The sequence below is a fragment of the Pedobacter sp. AK013 genome, assembly GCF_014205835.1.
Lineage (GTDB): Bacteria > Bacteroidota > Bacteroidia > Sphingobacteriales > Sphingobacteriaceae > Pedobacter.
The window spans coordinates 57,894-75,724 of sequence record NZ_JACHCQ010000023.1; the positions used below are offsets into that span (position 1 = coordinate 57,894).

Here is a 17,831-nt window from a genome sequence, read left to right on the forward strand (position 1 = left end):
ATTATTATGAAAAAAGTTATCATTTATACTATAATTATGGCGGCAACATTCTGTTTGCCTTCCTGTAAAAAGTTTTTAGATATACAGCCACTAGATAAATTAACCGGAAACAATTTCTTCCAGTCGAAAGAAGACGTGGTGGCCAACATTTATAATTTATCGCGTATTGTTTTTGGCAAGTATAACGAAACGCACTTTATTGGTGCCACCGGCGAATACCGTTCGGGCGAAGTATTGTACGAAAGTCAGTCTGATTTGGCACCTGCCCGTGAGTTTGTAGAGATTTTAGGTAAAAACAACCTCTTATTCTTAATTTCTGGCGGCAGGCCATGGGATTTCTACAACTTTGGCCGCATTACCGACTGGACGGCTTATTACCAGGCCATTCAGGGTGCCAATATTTTAATTGCCAAACTGGATGAAGGTGTTCCAGGCGTATCAGAAAGTGAGAAAAATTCATTTAAAGCTGAAGCCGCATTTATCCGCTCGCTAAGCTATTTCACCATGGTGCGTTTATATGGCAACGTAGTGTATTATACTGATGCATTTCACTCTGCGGCGCAACCTAGAGAAAACTTTGTTTCAGTATTGAACAAATGTATAGCCGATCTTAAAACTTATAAAAATTCGATCGCCTGGACCTATACCGACCCTTCTTTAAAAGGGGTACGTGCAAGCCGGGGTAGTATTGTGGCGCTGATGATGGAAATGAATATGTGGAATGCAGGTTTCGATCCCAACAATGCCCAGAAATATTATCAGGAAACAGCCGATTTAGGTAAAGAACTAATTGCGAGTAATGCGTACCGTTTATTGCCAATTAATGAGTGGGCAACCGTAGTAAAAGGACGTTCGGATGAAAGCTTATTTGAGTTTTACCGCAGTATTAACTATGGCGATGCAAATGCAAATATTGCGCCTATTGCGGATATGTTTTTGCACTATCCGTATAAAAGACCAGAATATACCCACCGTGTGAGTTTTGCTTATTACCGTGGAGAATATATGCAAAAACTTTTTCAGGATGGTAGCGATAAGCGGATTACCAGCTGGTTTAACGAAGATATTTTCGCCGATAACGGAAAGTTCATGATGCTGAAGTTTGCACAAAATTCATTTTCTACAGGCGAGGAAGATGCCAACCCCGATAACACCTTTATGGTTTTCAGGTATGGTGGCGAAATATTACTGGCAGCCGAAGCACTGGCCAACCTGGGTGAAGATACGGAATCGATCAAATTGTTAAATATGGTTAGAGATCGTGCACAAGCTTCTAAATACACTGGCGGCGGTGGCTCGGCCCTTAAAGATTTTATCTTTTACGAAAGATCGAGAGAGCTGATTGGCGAAGGTCACCATTATTTTGATCTGGTACGTACCAAAAGAATTTTAAGTAACCAATGGTCGTACAATGTACTAACGGCAGATAAATTTAGCCGTGGCGCATGGACCTGGCCAATAAACTCAAGCGCATTAAATAACAACCCGTATATGGTACTGAATGAGTACTGGGTTAATGGCGGTAATTAATTTGATTTAAAAGATTAAGAAGAAGATATGAAAAAGCTAATGATGATATGTGCGGCACTTTTACTCTTGTTAAACGCTTGTAAACGTGACGAATATTATATAGATGGCGGTAGGGCCAATCCCGATTATCAGGGCAGTATGCTTAAATACCTGCAGGATAAAAAAGTCCCTTTTGATACCGTAGCGAAGATAGTTAAGCTGGCTGGTATGGAAGAACAGTTCAGTAAAGAAGATTTTACCTTCTTTGCCTTTGATGATGATGTGATTAAAAGGACCATCGGCGATATCCATACCAACGACAGGAATAAAAACCCAAGATTACTTTCTTTAAACCAAATGCTCTACGAAGCCGGAAAGGATACTGTGAAAACACTTGATCAGATTAGCCCGCTAATTTGGCGCAAATACCTGCAACGCTACATGTTTAAAGGAGTAAATGCATTAAAAGATTATCCGCAGATTGATATGGATTTAAAAAGCATTTATCCAGGTGCCCTTCATTACGATTATAACAACGATGTATCGAACATAGGAGTGGTGTATAACAGTGCCAATGGAATTAAGTACATCGGCTACAGGCAATTGGTATTTTCATATATACCCGATATTTCAAAGCCGAACGACAATTGGTACATCAGCTATGTAGCATCGTCAGATATCAAGCCTACCAATGGTATGGTACACACCTTGCGTTACCAGGGTGCATACCTTGGATTTAGCCTCTTCGAGTTTTTTAACGATGTATACAATACCGGTTTAACACCAAGTAACAAATAATTAGCCTGTTATCATTTTAAAAGAACAAAAACATGAAAAAAATAAAATACATGCTAATCGTATTTTTTCTTTGCGGCCTGGTTATTCAGGGATGTAAAAAAGAAGAAGAATTGGGTAGCGATCCCTATGCAGATGGAAAGGCTGCATTGGGCATTGGTATAAGCCAGACCTTACCGTCTGTACCTGCAGAAGGTATTGTAGGTACAACCGTTACCATTAAAGCCACCGGACTTTTGCCCTATAAAGATCAGTTAATCTTTATGTTTAACGGCGAAAAAGCACAGGTAGTAAGCGTAACCGCAAGCGAAATTACCGTTAAGGTACCCGATGCCGGTAGTACGGGGATCACTTCAATTGCCATTGGCGATCAGTTAATCCTAGGCCCGCAGTTTACGGTAACAGGTATTATTAAAAATGATATTACCTGGAAAGCAGCAGCAGGTGCAAACGGTTACGTAAGCCAGTTTTACGAAATGCAGGATGGTCGTGCGTTGGTAATTGGTGCTTTTAATAACTACGATAATAAAGGGATTATTACCAACATTAATCGTATTGCCAGAACATCATTAGACGGCGATTACGACCGTACTTTCAGAACGGGCAGAGGCGCTAATGGTTCATTATCGCGGGTAATCGAAATCGGTGGCAGGTTTGTCATCGCCGGTGGTTTTAGCGGTTACAATCAGCGTACCGAAAACATCAGTAACATTACTACTTTATATCCTAACGGCGCCATTGATACCATTAAAATACAAACCAAAAAGAAACCAACCTTAACTGATACTGTTACCCAAAAATGGTTTCCGAAATTTAATGGTGGTACCAACGAATTCATCAACCGCATTTATCCGCACCAGGGGAAAATATTGGCCACTGGTAATTTCAGGTATTATGTAAAACGTACTTACGATAAAGACAATTACGATTTTACACGCGATACTGTTATTCTGGATAGTACCGAAATACGCCAGATTTTAAGATTCAATTTAGATGGTTCGCTAGATAAAACCTATCGTTTTAATACGGCAACCAATAAAGGTAATGTAAGTGCAAATGGCCCTATTGATACCTATATGCATACCGATGCAGCCAACTTTGAAAAACTGATGGTTTTTGGAAACTTCAGCACTTTCGATGGGCAACCTGCCGTAAAGATATTAAGACTGGCAGCCAACGGAACGGTTGATCAGAGCTTTAATCCGGGTAGTGGGGTAGATAATGGAATAACATCGCTTACCTATAATGCCACTACCAGAAAATACTTCATTACAGGGGCATTTACAAAATACAATGGCAAACCTGTAAATGGAATGGCGCTCATTAATGAAGATGGTAGTCTGGATGAGTCTTTCAACGCCAGATTCTTTGAAGGTGGCTACCCTTACTTTGCCCGCCAGATTTCGAACGGGTTGATTGTGGTAAGCGGCGATTTTAAAAAGTACAATAATGTAACAAGAAATGGTTTTATGGTGCTTACACCAACAGGACTGCTTGCGCCTGGATACAATACTACCGGACCATTTTCTGGTGGACTTTCTGATGTGGTTGAAACCAAATCTGCCGATGGTAAAAAAGCATTATTGCTGATTGGTGGCTTTTATCGTTTCGATAATCAGCCTTATAACAACATGGTAAGAGTAACTATTGAATAAGCGTAGTTAAACATAAATTAAGATGAGCACAATAAAAAAATATAAATTATTGATGGGTGTAATGGCCGCAATAATTGCAATCGCGATACTTTCTTGTAATAAAGATTTCGATAGGACGCTTACCGCTAAAGATGGTACCGATACCACAAAGGTAAGATACGGCAGCCGTAAGGTTTTGTACCTGATTGTTGATGGTGCAAGAGGGCAATCTGTAGCTGCGGCCAATATTCCAAATATTACCGCTTTACTGCCAACTTCTATTTACAGCTGGGTGGCCTTAAATGAACCGGAGGCTACACAGAATGCGAGTAACTGGGCAAACATGTTAACCGGGGTAAAGAAAAGCAAAAGTTTGGTAAATGATGATGCGCTGACCAATAATAACCTGCAGAATTATCCGATTATTTTTAAACGGATTAAAGAAAGCAGGCCACAGACTAAAATTGCCGCTTATACCTCCTCTACAGTATTTAAGAGCTTAACTACCGGGGCCGATATCAGCGATCTGGTAGCTGGCGATGACCAGGTAAAAGCTGCGGTAATTAACCAGCTCAATACCGATACCGCTTCGGTGGTGGTAGGGCATTTTACGGATGTAGATAAAGCCGGTATCGCTTCTGGTTACGACAATTCATTCCCTGCCTACAAAGCAGCTATAGAGAAATTTGATGCCGGAGTAGGAGAGATTATGTCTACCTTAAAAAAGCGTAAAAACTATGCAAACGAAGACTGGCTGGTGGTAATTGCTTCAAGCGATGGAGGTGCATTTACACTTCCTCCAAATGCCGACGATCAAACCATTTTTAGTAAAACAGCCAATAATGCGTTTGTGATTTATTACAGTGCAAGCTATAAGAAAAGGATCCTTGTGAAGCCATTTACCGGTAACAGGTACCTGGGTAAAACGGTTAAACTGGTTGGGCAGGACATTAGGGCGGAAATTGCAGGAACCGATGCCGATGTTTATAATATTGATGATACCACCAAAATGACTATTGAGCTTAAGGTGAAGAAAAACAAAGATCAGTTTTTCTGGCCAAGCATTTTGGGCAAACGTAACGAATGGTCTAGTGGGCACCCAAGTGTGGGTTGGGTAATCTATCTCGAAGACCGTTACTGGTATTTTGAGTGGAGAGGTACAAAAGATGGCGATTATAGGCAATGCAGAGGCGGCGACCTCATTCAGGGGCGTTGGGAAAACCTTTCGGTTAAATTAGAACAACGTGGTAATCAAAGATTTATCCGTACCTACACCAATGGTACTTTTAACAACGAATTGGAAATTACCGCTTCAGGCTCACTGGCCAATACTAACGCACTTAAACTGGGTTATTTAAATGGACAGGGGCACGGAGAACCTGATGTGTATGTTAGTGATATCCGTTTCTTTAAGTTAAGTGTGCCAGATGGGGTAATTCAGCAATATGCTTGCGAAACCGCTATCGATCAAAGTCACCCATCTTATAACTATTTAGTTGGTTACTGGCCTGCTACCGATGGAAATGGTGATAAAATGGTCGATCTTTCGTCGCAGGCCCGAGATTTCAAATTACAGGGACCATATGTTTGGGAAAACTTCAACGATCTGATCTGTCCGCCTTCTGCCAGCACTTTGGCGGTACTGGTTCCACAAACATCAGATATACCCGTTCAGGTAATTAACTGGTTAAAGATAGCCAACAAGCAAAACTGGGCGCTTGACGGAAGAGTTTGGTTAGATCAATAAAATTTTGCCATCATTTAAAAATATCAAAAATGAAAAAAATTATATACACCCTGTTAATAGGTTTCATCATCATTATTGGTGCCTATTCTTGTAAAGAATCGCAGATAGAAGATTTGAAACTGCCTGATCCGGCCGGTAAAAGCATTACAGGAGAAGGAATTGTGGTAGGCAATGTAACCATGGACAACCAGTTTGTAAAAGTGCCTTTCAAAATCTCCCTTTCGGGTATGGCTGAAGAGGCTTTTCAGGTAGGTTTAACCTTAAATAACGATACCGTTACCCAGTTAATTAATAACGGAGGCTTAACCAATGCCGTACTCATGCCATCGGCAGCGGTAGAATACCCCAATGTAATTAATGTAGCTTATGGTACCGATAATGCTGAAGGAATAGCTATTGTACGCAGATCTGTACTGGAACGTTACCTGGGTAAGAAAGTGGTTTTTGCTTTAAAGCTATCTGCACCAGGCAAAGGCAACAAAATTGCCAGCGGTAAATCTACTATTTTGGTTGTTATTAATACATCCGATTTACTGAAACAAAGTGATGTACATTATCTTACTTTTCAAGGCGGTGGTATCTATACAGTTGTTCAGGGACCAAATTATCAGGTTGGGCCTGCCGGGGTCACCATTCCATTGATTATCAGTTTGGATAATGCGCCTACAACAGCCTTTAATGTTAAGATCAAAGATAATATCGATACCATTGCCACCTTACTTTCGGCAGGTACCCTAATAAATGCCATCCACTTGGCTGCTAAAGATTTTACCCTCGATACTTTGGTGCGGTTTAACACCGGGGCAAGCAGTGCAACGGTCAGGCTATCCATTCCGTGGCCGGTTTTTGATGCCAACATCGTAGCCAATAAAAAATTTGCCTTTGCTTTAAGCCTTAGCGATAATACCAATCACGTTATCCACCCTACAAAAGGTAAAGTAATTGTGGTGGTAGATCCAAGCGTAAACCTCGATAACAACTCCCCGATTATTGGCAACGGTACTGGTTTAATTGCGAAATACTATACCGATACCCAGCTGGCACCTGATGATGGAAGAGCACCAACAACAACAAGGATTGATGCCGAAATTAATTTCGCCGGTGATGACTGGCCTAAAAATGCAGGAGTAAGTTTTGATAATTTTGCTTCAAGATGGTCGGGAGAATTTTTGGCACCGGTAAGAGGCGATTATATTTTCTACCAGACTACATGGGACGATGGTTCAAGGTTATTTATTAATGGGAAAGCAATAATCGACGATTACACCACACAATGGAGTCAGCCTGGAAGGAAGGCTACCATCCGGCTAGAGCGAGGAATCAAATACAGAATTGAGGTACACCACCGCGAAAATGTTGGTGGTCAAGAAGCCAAACTTGAATATGAAGTACCTTCGGCAGGTATTACAGGTAAACGTGTTATTCCAAAAACACAATTATTCCCAACCCCATAAACATAAATAGATATGAAAAGTAACATGAAAAGATTATTCAACATCTGTGCACTTTTACTGCTTATCGTTGTGTTAACGGTAAAGTGCAAAAAGAACAGTACGGAAGAGGTTGTACCGGTAGTAGAAGAGCCCAAACCACTGGTTGCATTCGATTATAAAATACCAGACCCGGCGAAATACCAGGAGGTGCAGTTTACGGCCGATCCCAAAAATTATAAAACTTTGTTGTGGCAGTTTGGTGATGACAGTACTTCGGTTGAGGTTTCACCTAAACACGTGTACCGTTTTCCGGGTACTTACCGGGTAATTTTAACCATCCGTAATGGACAAGGATACTCTGCAACTAAAGAGATTAACCTGAAAGTGGTCGACCCTAACTTCGATCCAACCAAATATGGCGAAAACTACATGAAAACCATTGGCGGTAAATTTTCAGTTAACCTCGAGGCTGGTGCAGGTCCCAATTCTGCTGAAGGATCTAGTAAACTTGTCGATCAGGACATCAATACCAAATTTTTGCAGGCAGGTTTTGATGGTACACAACGTTGCACTTTCGAGCTTAATACACCACAAGTAGTGGGTGCCTATACCATGACTTCAGGGAACGATGCCGCCGACCGCGATCCGAGATACTGGATTTTACAGGGCTCGTTAGATGGCATTCAGTATACCGATTTACATACCGTAACGGTGTGCCCATGGGCAAATGAAAACAGCGGACCAAGCAGAAAACAAACCAAACTTTTTCACTTTGATAACTATGTGGCCTATAAATTCTACCGTTTGTACATCAAAGCAAACAGGGGTAGCCGTATATTTCAATTGGCCGAGTGGACAATCAACAAAAAACAGCCTTAGTTTAAATAGGTTTTACACACAATTTGAAAAATACATGGAGCTTAAAAACTTCATGTATTTTTTTGAAGATTGATTTTAAATGTCAAAAAGACAATTAAAAAATCAGCATCTCTAGCAAAAAGTAAATTATATTTTATACTTTAGTAAAACGTTTAACTAACGTTAAATCTAACCAGAATATAAATCAGATTTCAACACACATACAAATTATGAACAAAACCAACACTTTAAAATTCTTGGGCATACTGGGCTGCATATTTGTAGGCGGTTTGCTAAAAGCACAAGAGCGTAAAGCCCCGGCTTATCCCTTAATTACGCACAATACCTATTTTAGCATTTGGTCTAACACCGATAAATTAAACGAATCTGCTACCCAACATTGGACGGGTGCCGATCATTCTCTTTTGGGGATGATTAATGTTGATGGTGGAATTTATCGTTTTTTAGGTAAAGAAACCACTACTTACAAAACAGTTGTACCTGCTTCAGATGAAAAAGGTTACGAAGTAAAATATACAGAAACCGAACCTCAAGGCGATTGGAAAGCTGCAAATTATACGGCCAGCAACTGGCAAACAGGTAATGCCCCAATAGGAGACGATGCCAAAAATGTGAAAACATTGTGGAAATCGCACGATATCTGGGTAAGAAGAACCTTTAACATAGCTAACCCAGCATCAATAAACGAACTGTTTTTAAAGCTCAACCATGACGATAATATTGAGGTTTACCTAAATGGGAAGAAAATTTATACCAAAGAAGGCTGGACCAATGATTTTAAATACATTGCCTTAAGCAATGGGGATAAAAGCGCTTTAAAAGCCGGATCGAATGTAATTGCCATCCACCTGATTAATACTGCCGGGGGCCGTTTTCTTGATTTTGGTTTAGTAGACAAATTAAAGGATAATGCCGAAAAAGTACAGATAGCTAAACAAAAAAGTGTTGATATTAATGCTACACAAACCATTTATAACTTTACCTGCGGCAAGATAGATTTAAAATTAACTTTTACATCTCCTTTGCTAATGAATGATATGGGCTTATTTGCACGTCCGGTTTCTTACGTCTCCTATCAGGTAAAAGCAAATGATGGTAAAACCCACCAGGTAAAAGTATACCTCAGTGCATCATCAAACATTGCAGTTTACCGCCCTACGCAAGAAGTTACAGCAAGTAAATATAGCACGGCCAAATTATCGGTATTAAAAACGGGTACAGTAGAACAGCCAGTTCTTCAAAAAGCAAGTGATGACATGCGCATTGATTGGGGCTATTTTTATGTGGCTGCGCCAAAAACAAGCAATGCCATCCAGTTTGTAACGACCGAAAAAGATGCTGCTGATGCTTTTAGAAAAGGAAATTCGGCTTCAACGGCTAAACAGGGTAAAATGCTTGCATTAAATACCGTTATCCCTTTCGGACCGGTAGGTAAAGCTGCGGTAGAAAAATATGTTGAATTGGGTTATGATGAAATTTATTCCGTTCAATATTTTAATAAAAACTTAAGACCATGGTGGAATACCTCAGGTAAAGAAACCATCGAAGCACAATTAAGCGCTGCTGCAGACGAGTACAAAACCGTGATTCAGAAATGCGAGGCTTTTAATCAAAACTTATATGCTGATGCCTTAAAATCAGGTGGTAAAGAATATGCAGATTTATGTGTTTTAGCTTATCGTCAGAGCATTGCTGCGCATACTTTGGTAAAGAGTCCGCAGGGCGAAATTTTATGGTTATCTAAAGAAAACAACAGTGGTGGTTTTATTAATACTGTTGATGTAACTTACCCTTCGGCGCCATTATACCTCATTTATAATCCAGAATTATTACAGGGCATGTTGAACGGTATTTTCTATTTCAGCGAAAGCGGAAAATATCCCCACCCTTGGGCTGCGCACGATTTAGGTACCTATCCTTTGGCAAATGGACAAACTTATGGCGAGCCTATGCCGGTAGAAGAATCGGGCAACATGATTATTTTAACTGCTGCCATTGCTAAAGCACAAGGAAATGCCGACTACGCCAAAGCACACTGGAAAACTTTGACCACCTGGGTAGATTATTTAACCAAAGAGGGTTTAGATCCTAAAACGCAATTGTGTACCGATGATTTTGCTGGTCACCTGGCCCGTAATGCCAATTTATCGGTAAAAGCAATTGTAGGTATTGCCTGTTATGCACAAATGGCACAAACTTTAGGTTATACAGACATAGCTAAAAAATACCGTGATATTGCCGAAAATATGGTGCCAAAATGGATAGAAATGGCCGATGCAGGCGATCACTATGCCTTAACTTTTGATAATAAAGCTACCTGGAGCCAGAAATACAACCTGGTTTGGGATAAAGTATTAAACTTAAATCTGTTCCCTCAAAAGATTTACGATACCGAAACTAAATATTACCTAACCAAACAAAACAGGTATGGCATTCCATTGGACAGCAGAAAAGCCTACACCAAAAATGACTGGATTTTATGGACGGCCACTTTTGCTCCTACCCAAAAAGAATTTGAGGCTTTGGTGCACCCGGTGTACAAACACGCTATCGAAACTGAATCGAGAGTACCTTTGAACGATTTTTACGATTCAAATACAGGTATACGCGATAACTTTAAAGCCAGGAGTGTAGTTGGCGGTTTTTATATGAAAATGCTTGCCGATAAATTGGCTGGCAGATAATTTTACCCCTTAAAATAAACAATTAAAGGTTCTGCATTAAATTGTAGGACCTTTTTTATTCCCGCCATGCTACGTGTCCTCACGTAATATCAGTATCTCTCCTCTTGGTCTGTGCCACCACAGATCTGAATATAGCCCCGGTTGCAGCGTTACCCTGCAGCAACGAGGTACGAGGCAGCGAAGCGTATAAGCGTAAAACGGGAAGAAACCTACAATTTTTTACCGGCTTTGCGCTTCAAATGAAAATTGTTTTTTTTATCTTGCCCATTGTTGCCTCAATGACCGAAATAAAAATCATAGCGTTTGTAAGATTGCTTCTTCGGCCGAAATAGCCTCATCGCAATGACGACTTATTTTTCAAAACTCAAATTCTAATTGATTGCTTTCTGGCTTTTCGATCTCCACATCATCATAAAACCGCGATAAAGTAATACCCAACAACCGTACTTGGGTTAGCCCAATGGTTGCTTCTTCTAAAAGTTTGATGGCTTCTGCATAAATCACTTCTGCTTTGTTTATCGGCGTAGCAAAAGACCGGCTGCGCGTAATGAGTTTAAAATTGGCAAATTTGATTTTTAAGGTTACTGTTTTACCGCTCAGTTGGTATTTTTCCAAACGTTTGGCCACGATTTCACTAATCTGTTTCAGCAGGTCGTGCATCACCGAATCTTCATTGGTATCTTCGGGAAAGGTATCTTCTGCACCAACTGATTTGGTTTCGCGATTCGACTGAACCGGGCGTTCATCAATACCACGAACAATTTTATAATAAAACTTTCCCGATTTCCCGAATTGGGCAACAAGCTGGGCTTCAGTTAATTTTTTTAAATCTGCACCTGTATTAATCTGCATGGCCTTCATTTTGGCGCCGGTAACTTTACCTACCCCGAAGAATTTTTCTACCGGGAGTTTTTCCATAAAAGCTTCAATCTTCGACGGGCCAATAAAAGTTAAACCATCGGGCTTGTTCATGTCTGAAGCTACTTTGGCCACAAACTTATTGATGGATACGCCTGCCGAAGCCGTTAAGTTTAACTCATTTTTAATCGCGTCTTTAATTGATTGTGCAATATCAATAGCTGATCCAATTCCGAGCTTGTCTTCCGTTACATCAAGGTAAGCTTCATCCAATGAAAGGGGTTCTATAATATCAGTATATCGACTAAAAATCTCCCTAAGCGCTCTCGAAACCGCGGTATAGGCATCAAAACGTGGGTATACGAAAATTGCTGTCGGGCAAAGCTGGTAGGCTTTGCTGCTCGACATTGCCGAACGGATTCCATATTGTCGGGCTTCGTAACTGGCTGTAGAAACCACACCACGGCTATCGGGCTTGCCACCTACCACTAAAGGCTTCCCTCGGTATTCAGGAAAATCGCGCTGCTCTACAGATGCATAAAAAGCATCCATATCGATATGGATTATTTTTCTTAAAACCGTTGGAGTTGAATCAGACATGCAATGATCTAAATTTCGTGATTTTTATCAGGATTATTGAGCTAGATTTTTTTTTCTTTACAAAATATGGAGAGAGCAATTCGTTTTTATAAAAATGCAAAGCACGAATGGTATGCCGATATACCGGAATGGGGCGGCGATATAGCCGATCTGCAGATGGTAGAAGGTGCCGATGAATTATTAAACTGGATAGCGGTTGCCGCGGATGAATGCAAATTACTGATGGCTGATGAGTATATTGAAAATGCTGAAATTTTGGATCTTGTTTATGTGCGTGAAGAGAATTTAGGCGGTGGTGGCGACTATCTGTTAGAAAAATTTAGAGGAGAATTTAAAAACCATAAACTTTGGCTTTGTCATGTAACGGAGTTTATTTTTGAACAATTGCCCGAAAGGATTTATTTTAAAGAAATTAAATAATCACTAAAGCGGGCATCTGCAACCCTACCAATGAAACACCGATTTTGCAATTAGCCCCGGTTGCAGCGTTACCCTGCAGCAAATGACCAACAGGATCGTCATAAAAAAGTGAAATAAATTACCTTCGGCGAACTCGATTAAGGCCCGGTTTACTCCATAACTTTCCGCTTTGCTACACATGAGGGTAGCGGTTGGCTAATCCAATAAAATTTCTACTTTATTCAACAGCGAATCCATTTCAAATGGTTTTTCCATAAAATCATTCGCACCGGCATCCAGTGCAGATTGCCTGATGTCTCTGCTGGCTGAGATCATTAAAATAGGAATTTCCTTAAATTGAGGGTCGTTTTTAAGCTGTTTGCAGATATCCCTGCCATCATGTCCACTCATCCAGATATCTAGCATAATCAGGTCTGGTTTATTTTTTACTGCATCTATAACCGCCCCACCATCATATGTAAACTCAACATCATAACCCATCACTTCCAAAATCATCGTCACAGCATCAACAATTCCTTCATCATCATCTGCGATGAGTATTTTCTTATTTCCCATTTTGTAATTTTATTTCATATCGTTTTGTTTTTCACTGGTAAATGAGAAGATGATTGATCGCGTACTGTTATTAATGCGGTAAAGATGCTTTTTGTTTTAAAAAAAATGAATATTTATTTAAAGTATTTTGCCAAGGGGTGCATCAACCACTTTTATTACTGGATCTTATAGCTCAATGCCGAGCTTACAAATGGAATAATTTTAAAGCTTATAAAATATTTCGGACATTTATAGTTTATATTTACAGCGTTTATTCAAACTAATTGGGTTTAATAGCCAAAGATGGACAGTATTAATATTAAGAAGTTAGCAGAAGCATTAAATTTATCTACTTCTACAATTTCGAGGGCTTTTAGGGATAATAGTGACATTAATGGTGCTACCAAAGAGCGTATATTAGCCAAGGCGAAAGAATTAAACTATCAGCCCAACCATTACGCCAGTAATTTAAGGGAGCAAAAAAGCAAAACCATTGCGGTTATTGTGCCCGAATTGGCCAACAACTATTTCTCGCAGGCTATTCACGGTATTGAGCGGGTAGCCAGAGAAAACGGTTATCATATTCTCATTTACGTAACGGATGATGAATATAAAAAGGAAGTAACCTTCATTCGCCACTTACACAATGGTAGGGCCGATGGTATTATTATGTCGGTTTCCGGAGAAGCCAACGATCATAATTACCTCAATAAATTTGGCAGTAAAAGATTACCGCTGGTATTTTTCGACCGAATTTATGAAGATATTGATACACCAAGAGTAATTACCAACGATTATAATAGCAGTTTTCTGGCTACAGAACATTTAATAGAGCAGGGCTGCAATAGAATTGCCTACCTGGTGGTTAATAAAAGTTTATCAATAGGTAAAACCCGTATGCAGGGCTATCTTGATGCACTGGCTAAACACCAGATTCCTTTCGAAGAAAACCTGGTTATAGATTGCAGCAACAGTTACGAAGAGAATAGCATTATCATTAAAGAGGCTTTAACTCAATTAAAACCCGATGGTATTTTCACCTCGGTAGAACGTTTGGCTTTTGCTACTTACTATGCTTGTTACGATCTCAATATCAACATCCCAAAAGATTTAAAAGTGATCAGTTTTTCTAGTTTGGAAATTGCTCCCTTGTTAAATCCTTCGCTCACCACCATCACCCAACCGGCCACCGAAATAGGAGAGGAAGCGGCTAAATTATTGTTTACTATTTTAGATAATCATGCCGATAAAAATCTGCCAAATGAGGTAGTTTTAGTGTCTAAAATTATCAAGCGAAACTCGACCGGAAATGGCTAAAAAATGGCTCAAAAAACGGGCATGTTTTTAGACTAAAATTTTCAAAAATTTTCTTCACTTAGTGTAAAATACGCAGAATTTAGACCGATTTACGGGAACGTTCCCGAAAGATGACTGAATTTTGATCCAATTTTTTCGGGAACGTTCCCGAAAAAAGCATTAAAAATGGCTTAGTGTAATAATTACACTTTAAATTTAGATTTTACATTTTTAATATACTTATTATTAGATAATTAAAAAATTAACAATTATTTAATATAGATTTTTACATGCCAGAAAAAGCTAATTTTTATGCTGGTTTTCTTGTCTGTATTTTAGCCCGAAATATATTTTTTAAATAAATTTTGAAATATCATTAACAGCTGTAAATTAGACCTGTGTGTAAATCACTATAATATTTAACCAAATTTTTATACTTAAACGAGCTTCAAATATGAGAGTATTTTACCTGTTAAAACAGGGGCTTTTGGTGCTGTTAGTTTTTTCAGCATTAATGGTAAAAGCACAAACCGGATCGGTATCTGGTAAAGTGCTTGATGAAACCGGCCTGCCATTACCTGGCGCTTCTGTAGTTGTAAAAGGAACAACAAGAAGTACATCAACCGATGCTGATGGTAATTATAAACTAGCAGGTTTATCGAATGGTTCGATAACACTATCTGTAAGTTTTATCGGTTATCAAACCCTTGATAAAGCCGTAAGCATTTCAGCAAATGCTACTGTTAATTTTCAATTGGTGCCTGATGCACAAAAACTGAACGAGGTAGTGGTAATCGGTTATGGTACTGCAGAAAAGAAAAACCTAACCGGATCAATCACTACAGTAGGTGCCAAAGATTTTCAAAAAGGAACGATTACAACGCCTGAACAATTAATTCAAGGTAAAGTAGCTGGGGTTAACATTATTAGCAGCAGCGGTCAGCCAGGGGTTGGTAGTCAGATCCGTATCCGTGGAGGAGCTTCTTTAAATGCCAGTAACGATCCTTTAATTGTTATTGACGGAGTTCCCTTCAGTGGAAAATCAATCGATAACGCACCTAGTCCTTTATCATTGATCAATCCAAATGATATAGAGAATTTTACCGTGTTGAAGGATGCAAATGCTACAGCAATTTATGGTTCGAGAGCATCTAATGGCGTAATCTTAATTACTACTAAAAAGGGGGGGACAGGTGCACCTGTAATTAATTTCAGTACAAATAATTCTGTTGCAACCATTGCAAAAAAGGTAGATGTGCTCTCGGCAGATCAAATCCGTACTTTTGTAAATGCCAATCCAACTGCAACTTATGCAGAGGGCAAAACATTTGTTTCGCTTTTAGGAAAAGCAAATACCGATTGGCAAGATGAAATCTTTCAAAATGCTTTTGCTTCTGATAATAATCTCAGTATTGCAGGTAAATTTCACGGGGTTCCTTATCGCGTATCTGCAGGTTATTTAGATCAACAGGGTTTGTTAATTACCGATAAGTTTAACAGGGCTACAGGAGCCATTACGATTTCCCCAAGATTATTCACCGATCACTTAAAAATTGATTTAAGCCTGAAAGGTACGTTAACCGAATCTCACTTTGCGAATGATAACAATAATGCCATTGCCAATGCGATCCAATTTGATCCTACGCAATCGGTTACCGCAAATAATCAGTTTGGAAATTATTTCGAGTGGTTAAGAGCAGATGGAACCTTAAACCCTAATGCACCAAGAAACCCGGTAGCGCAGATCATGCTAAGAGATAATAACGGAAATGCTGCCCGAAGCTTTGGAAATGTAAGATTCGACTATTCTTTCCATTTTTTACCAGAATTACATGCTAACTTAAATTTAGGTTACGATGTTTCTAAGGGAGCAGGACGTATTTTTGTTCCGGCATTTGCCGCTACAAGTTTTTCAACTAACGGATCGGCTACCCAATCTCTAAATACATCCAACAATAAGGTATCAGAGTTTTATTTAAACTATGCCAAAGATGTGACCAGTATCAGAAGCCGTTTTGATGTAACTGCGGGTTATGGTTATTATGATAATGCTAAAACAAACTATAGCTTTAACGAGTATAGCGCAACAGGTGTATTAAGAACAACACCTAAGTTTCCATTCTCTGTTGATCGCAACAAATTATTGTCCTACTACGGAAGGTTGGTTTACACTTTAGCTGATAAATATATCCTTTCGGGAACTATGCGTGCAGATGCATCATCAAGGTTCGCTGCCGAAAACCGTTGGGGTTATTTTCCTTCGGTTGGTTTTACCTGGAGAATTGTGGGCGAAAACTTCTTAAAAGAAAGTAAAGCGGTTTCAGATTTAAAACTGAGATTAAGCTACGGTGAAACGGGTAATAAAGATGGTGATACCATTGGCGATTATAGTTATTTGGCTAAATATTATTCCAATAGCAATACAGGCCAGTACCAGATTGGTGATACTTTTTACGATTATTACGCACCTTCTGCCTATGATCCGGATTTAAAATGGGAAACCACAACAACCTATAATGCTGGTTTAGATTATGGCTTTTTCAAAGGAAGAATCTATGGCGCCTTAGATGTTTATTACAAAAAAACAAAGGATCTTTTATCAACTGTAAATATTCCGGTGGGTACCAATTTCAACAACCTATTGACTACCAATGTGGGTAATATGGATGTAAGAGGAGCTGAGTTTAGCTTGAATTTTGCAGCGATCAAAACAGAAAACATTTCATGGGATTTTGGTTTTAATGCCGCTTATAACAAAAGAAAGGTAACCAATTTAACTTTAAATCCTGATCCGGGAAGCAAGCAAGGTGCTGGCGATATTTCTGGCGGAACAGGGATTACCATTAAGTACAATGCGGTAAATCAGCTTCCTGGTGCCTTCTTTGTTTACAAACAGGTATATAATAGCGCCGGAAAGCCACTGGAAGGCGTATATGAAGATTTAAATGGTGATGGTGTGGTTAACTCAAGCGATCAGTATTTTTATAAGTCGCCAGATCCTAAAATTACCTTGGGGTTCAACACGGCCTTCAGCTATAAAAAATGGACCATTAGTACGGTATTGAGAGCTAACCTGGGCAATTATGTTTATGATAACGTTTCATCGAACTTTGGTATCAGAAACAATATCCTTAGTGCAGCGGGCTTAATTAACAATGCTGGTGTAGATTTCTTAAACACCAATTTCACTACAAGTCAGTATTTAAGTGATTACTATGTTAAAAATGCCTCATTCTTAAAAATGGATAACCTTGGCCTGGCTTACGATGCCGGTAAGTTATTTAAAAATAGCAACACCAATTTAAGAATTACTGCCAACTGCCAGAATGTGTTCGTAATCTCTAAATATAAAGGAGTAGATCCTGAGTTAACAGATGGTATCGACTTTAAGTTATATCCTAGACCAAGGACATACACTTTAGGTTTAAATGTTGGTTTTTAA

The 17,831-nt window shown here is 39.3% G+C and carries 12 protein-coding genes; 10 read left to right on the top strand and 2 right to left on the bottom strand.

Annotated elements, in window-relative coordinates:
* Nucleotides 1-6 precede the first annotated feature (6 nt).
* The 7 genes from HDC90_RS15800 (at nucleotide 7) to HDC90_RS15830 (ending at nucleotide 10,681) form a co-directional block, all read left to right on the top strand.
* A complete protein-coding gene (locus HDC90_RS15800; RefSeq protein ID WP_184468021.1) occupies nucleotides 7-1,530 on the top strand; it encodes a RagB/SusD family nutrient uptake outer membrane protein in 1,524 nt (507 codons plus the stop codon).
* A gap of 27 nt (nucleotides 1,531-1,557) precedes the next feature.
* Nucleotides 1,558-2,307 carry a hypothetical protein gene (locus tag HDC90_RS15805; RefSeq protein WP_184468023.1) on the top strand — a complete coding sequence of 250 codons (750 nt, stop codon included), beginning with the start codon at nucleotides 1,558-1,560 and terminating at the stop codon, nucleotides 2,305-2,307.
* Between the two features lie 32 nt (nucleotides 2,308-2,339).
* Complete coding sequence (locus HDC90_RS15810; protein ID WP_184468025.1) at nucleotides 2,340-3,959, top strand: DUF5008 domain-containing protein; 1,620 nt, start codon at nucleotides 2,340-2,342, stop codon at nucleotides 3,957-3,959.
* Between the two features lie 22 nt (nucleotides 3,960-3,981).
* The gene (locus HDC90_RS15815) at nucleotides 3,982-5,685 is read left to right on the top strand and encodes a DUF4983 domain-containing protein (RefSeq protein WP_184468027.1); all 1,704 of its coding nucleotides are present in this window, start codon (nucleotides 3,982-3,984) and stop codon (nucleotides 5,683-5,685) included.
* 29 nt (nucleotides 5,686-5,714) lie between these two features.
* Nucleotides 5,715-7,139 carry a PA14 domain-containing protein gene (locus tag HDC90_RS15820; RefSeq protein ID WP_184468029.1) on the top strand — a complete coding sequence of 475 codons (1,425 nt, stop codon included), beginning with the start codon at nucleotides 5,715-5,717 and terminating at the stop codon, nucleotides 7,137-7,139.
* Nucleotides 7,140-7,163: 24 nt separating this feature from the next.
* Nucleotides 7,164-7,997, top strand: coding sequence for a PKD domain-containing protein (locus HDC90_RS15825; protein ID WP_184468031.1), 834 nt, complete (start codon nucleotides 7,164-7,166; stop codon nucleotides 7,995-7,997).
* Between the two features lie 209 nt (nucleotides 7,998-8,206).
* Nucleotides 8,207-10,681: a glutaminase family protein gene (locus tag HDC90_RS15830; protein ID WP_184468033.1), complete on the top strand. Its 2,475-nt coding sequence runs from the start codon at nucleotides 8,207-8,209 to the stop codon at nucleotides 10,679-10,681.
* A gap of 357 nt (nucleotides 10,682-11,038) precedes the next feature.
* On the opposite strand, the gene dinB is transcribed toward HDC90_RS15830, so the two are convergent.
* On the bottom strand, nucleotides 11,039-12,139 hold the full coding sequence (gene dinB / locus HDC90_RS15835) for a DNA polymerase IV (RefSeq protein WP_184468035.1): 1,101 nt from the start codon (nucleotides 12,137-12,139) through the stop codon (nucleotides 11,039-11,041).
* Between the two features lie 66 nt (nucleotides 12,140-12,205).
* Here dinB and HDC90_RS15840 point away from each other — a divergent pair, with 66 nt between their 5' ends.
* Nucleotides 12,206-12,559 (top strand): DUF6717 family protein, encoded by a 354-nt coding sequence (locus HDC90_RS15840; RefSeq protein WP_184468037.1) that lies wholly within the window; start codon nucleotides 12,206-12,208, stop codon nucleotides 12,557-12,559.
* 195 nt (nucleotides 12,560-12,754) lie between these two features.
* Here the strand turns inward: HDC90_RS15840 and HDC90_RS15845 are convergent, their stop codons facing one another.
* Entirely contained in the window at nucleotides 12,755-13,114 is a 360-nt protein-coding gene (locus HDC90_RS15845; protein ID WP_184468039.1) for a PleD family two-component system response regulator, read from the bottom strand.
* Nucleotides 13,115-13,396: 282 nt separating this feature from the next.
* Here HDC90_RS15845 and HDC90_RS15850 point away from each other — a divergent pair, with 282 nt between their 5' ends.
* A complete protein-coding gene (locus HDC90_RS15850) occupies nucleotides 13,397-14,410 on the top strand; it encodes a LacI family DNA-binding transcriptional regulator (protein WP_184468040.1) in 1,014 nt (337 codons plus the stop codon).
* Nucleotides 14,411-14,843: 433 nt separating this feature from the next.
* On the top strand, nucleotides 14,844-17,831 hold the full coding sequence (locus tag HDC90_RS15855; protein WP_184468042.1) for a SusC/RagA family TonB-linked outer membrane protein: 2,988 nt from the start codon (nucleotides 14,844-14,846) through the stop codon (nucleotides 17,829-17,831).

Coding starts and splice junctions, on each gene's coding strand:
- HDC90_RS15800 (WP_184468021.1), top strand. CDS start 7: ATGAAAAAAGTTATCATTTATACTATAATTATGGCGGCAACATTCTGT.
- HDC90_RS15805 (WP_184468023.1), top strand. CDS start 1,558: ATGAAAAAGCTAATGATGATATGTGCGGCACTTTTACTCTTGTTAAAC.
- HDC90_RS15810 (WP_184468025.1), top strand. CDS start 2,340: ATGAAAAAAATAAAATACATGCTAATCGTATTTTTTCTTTGCGGCCTG.
- HDC90_RS15815 (WP_184468027.1), top strand. CDS start 3,982: ATGAGCACAATAAAAAAATATAAATTATTGATGGGTGTAATGGCCGCA.
- HDC90_RS15820 (WP_184468029.1), top strand. CDS start 5,715: ATGAAAAAAATTATATACACCCTGTTAATAGGTTTCATCATCATTATT.
- HDC90_RS15825 (WP_184468031.1), top strand. CDS start 7,164: ATGAAAAGATTATTCAACATCTGTGCACTTTTACTGCTTATCGTTGTG.
- HDC90_RS15830 (WP_184468033.1), top strand. CDS start 8,207: ATGAACAAAACCAACACTTTAAAATTCTTGGGCATACTGGGCTGCATA.
- dinB (WP_184468035.1), bottom strand. CDS start 12,139: ATGTCTGATTCAACTCCAACGGTTTTAAGAAAAATAATCCATATCGAT.
- HDC90_RS15840 (WP_184468037.1), top strand. CDS start 12,206: ATGGAGAGAGCAATTCGTTTTTATAAAAATGCAAAGCACGAATGGTAT.
- HDC90_RS15845 (WP_184468039.1), bottom strand. CDS start 13,114: ATGGGAAATAAGAAAATACTCATCGCAGATGATGATGAAGGAATTGTT.
- HDC90_RS15850 (WP_184468040.1), top strand. CDS start 13,397: ATGGACAGTATTAATATTAAGAAGTTAGCAGAAGCATTAAATTTATCT.
- HDC90_RS15855 (WP_184468042.1), top strand. CDS start 14,844: ATGAGAGTATTTTACCTGTTAAAACAGGGGCTTTTGGTGCTGTTAGTT.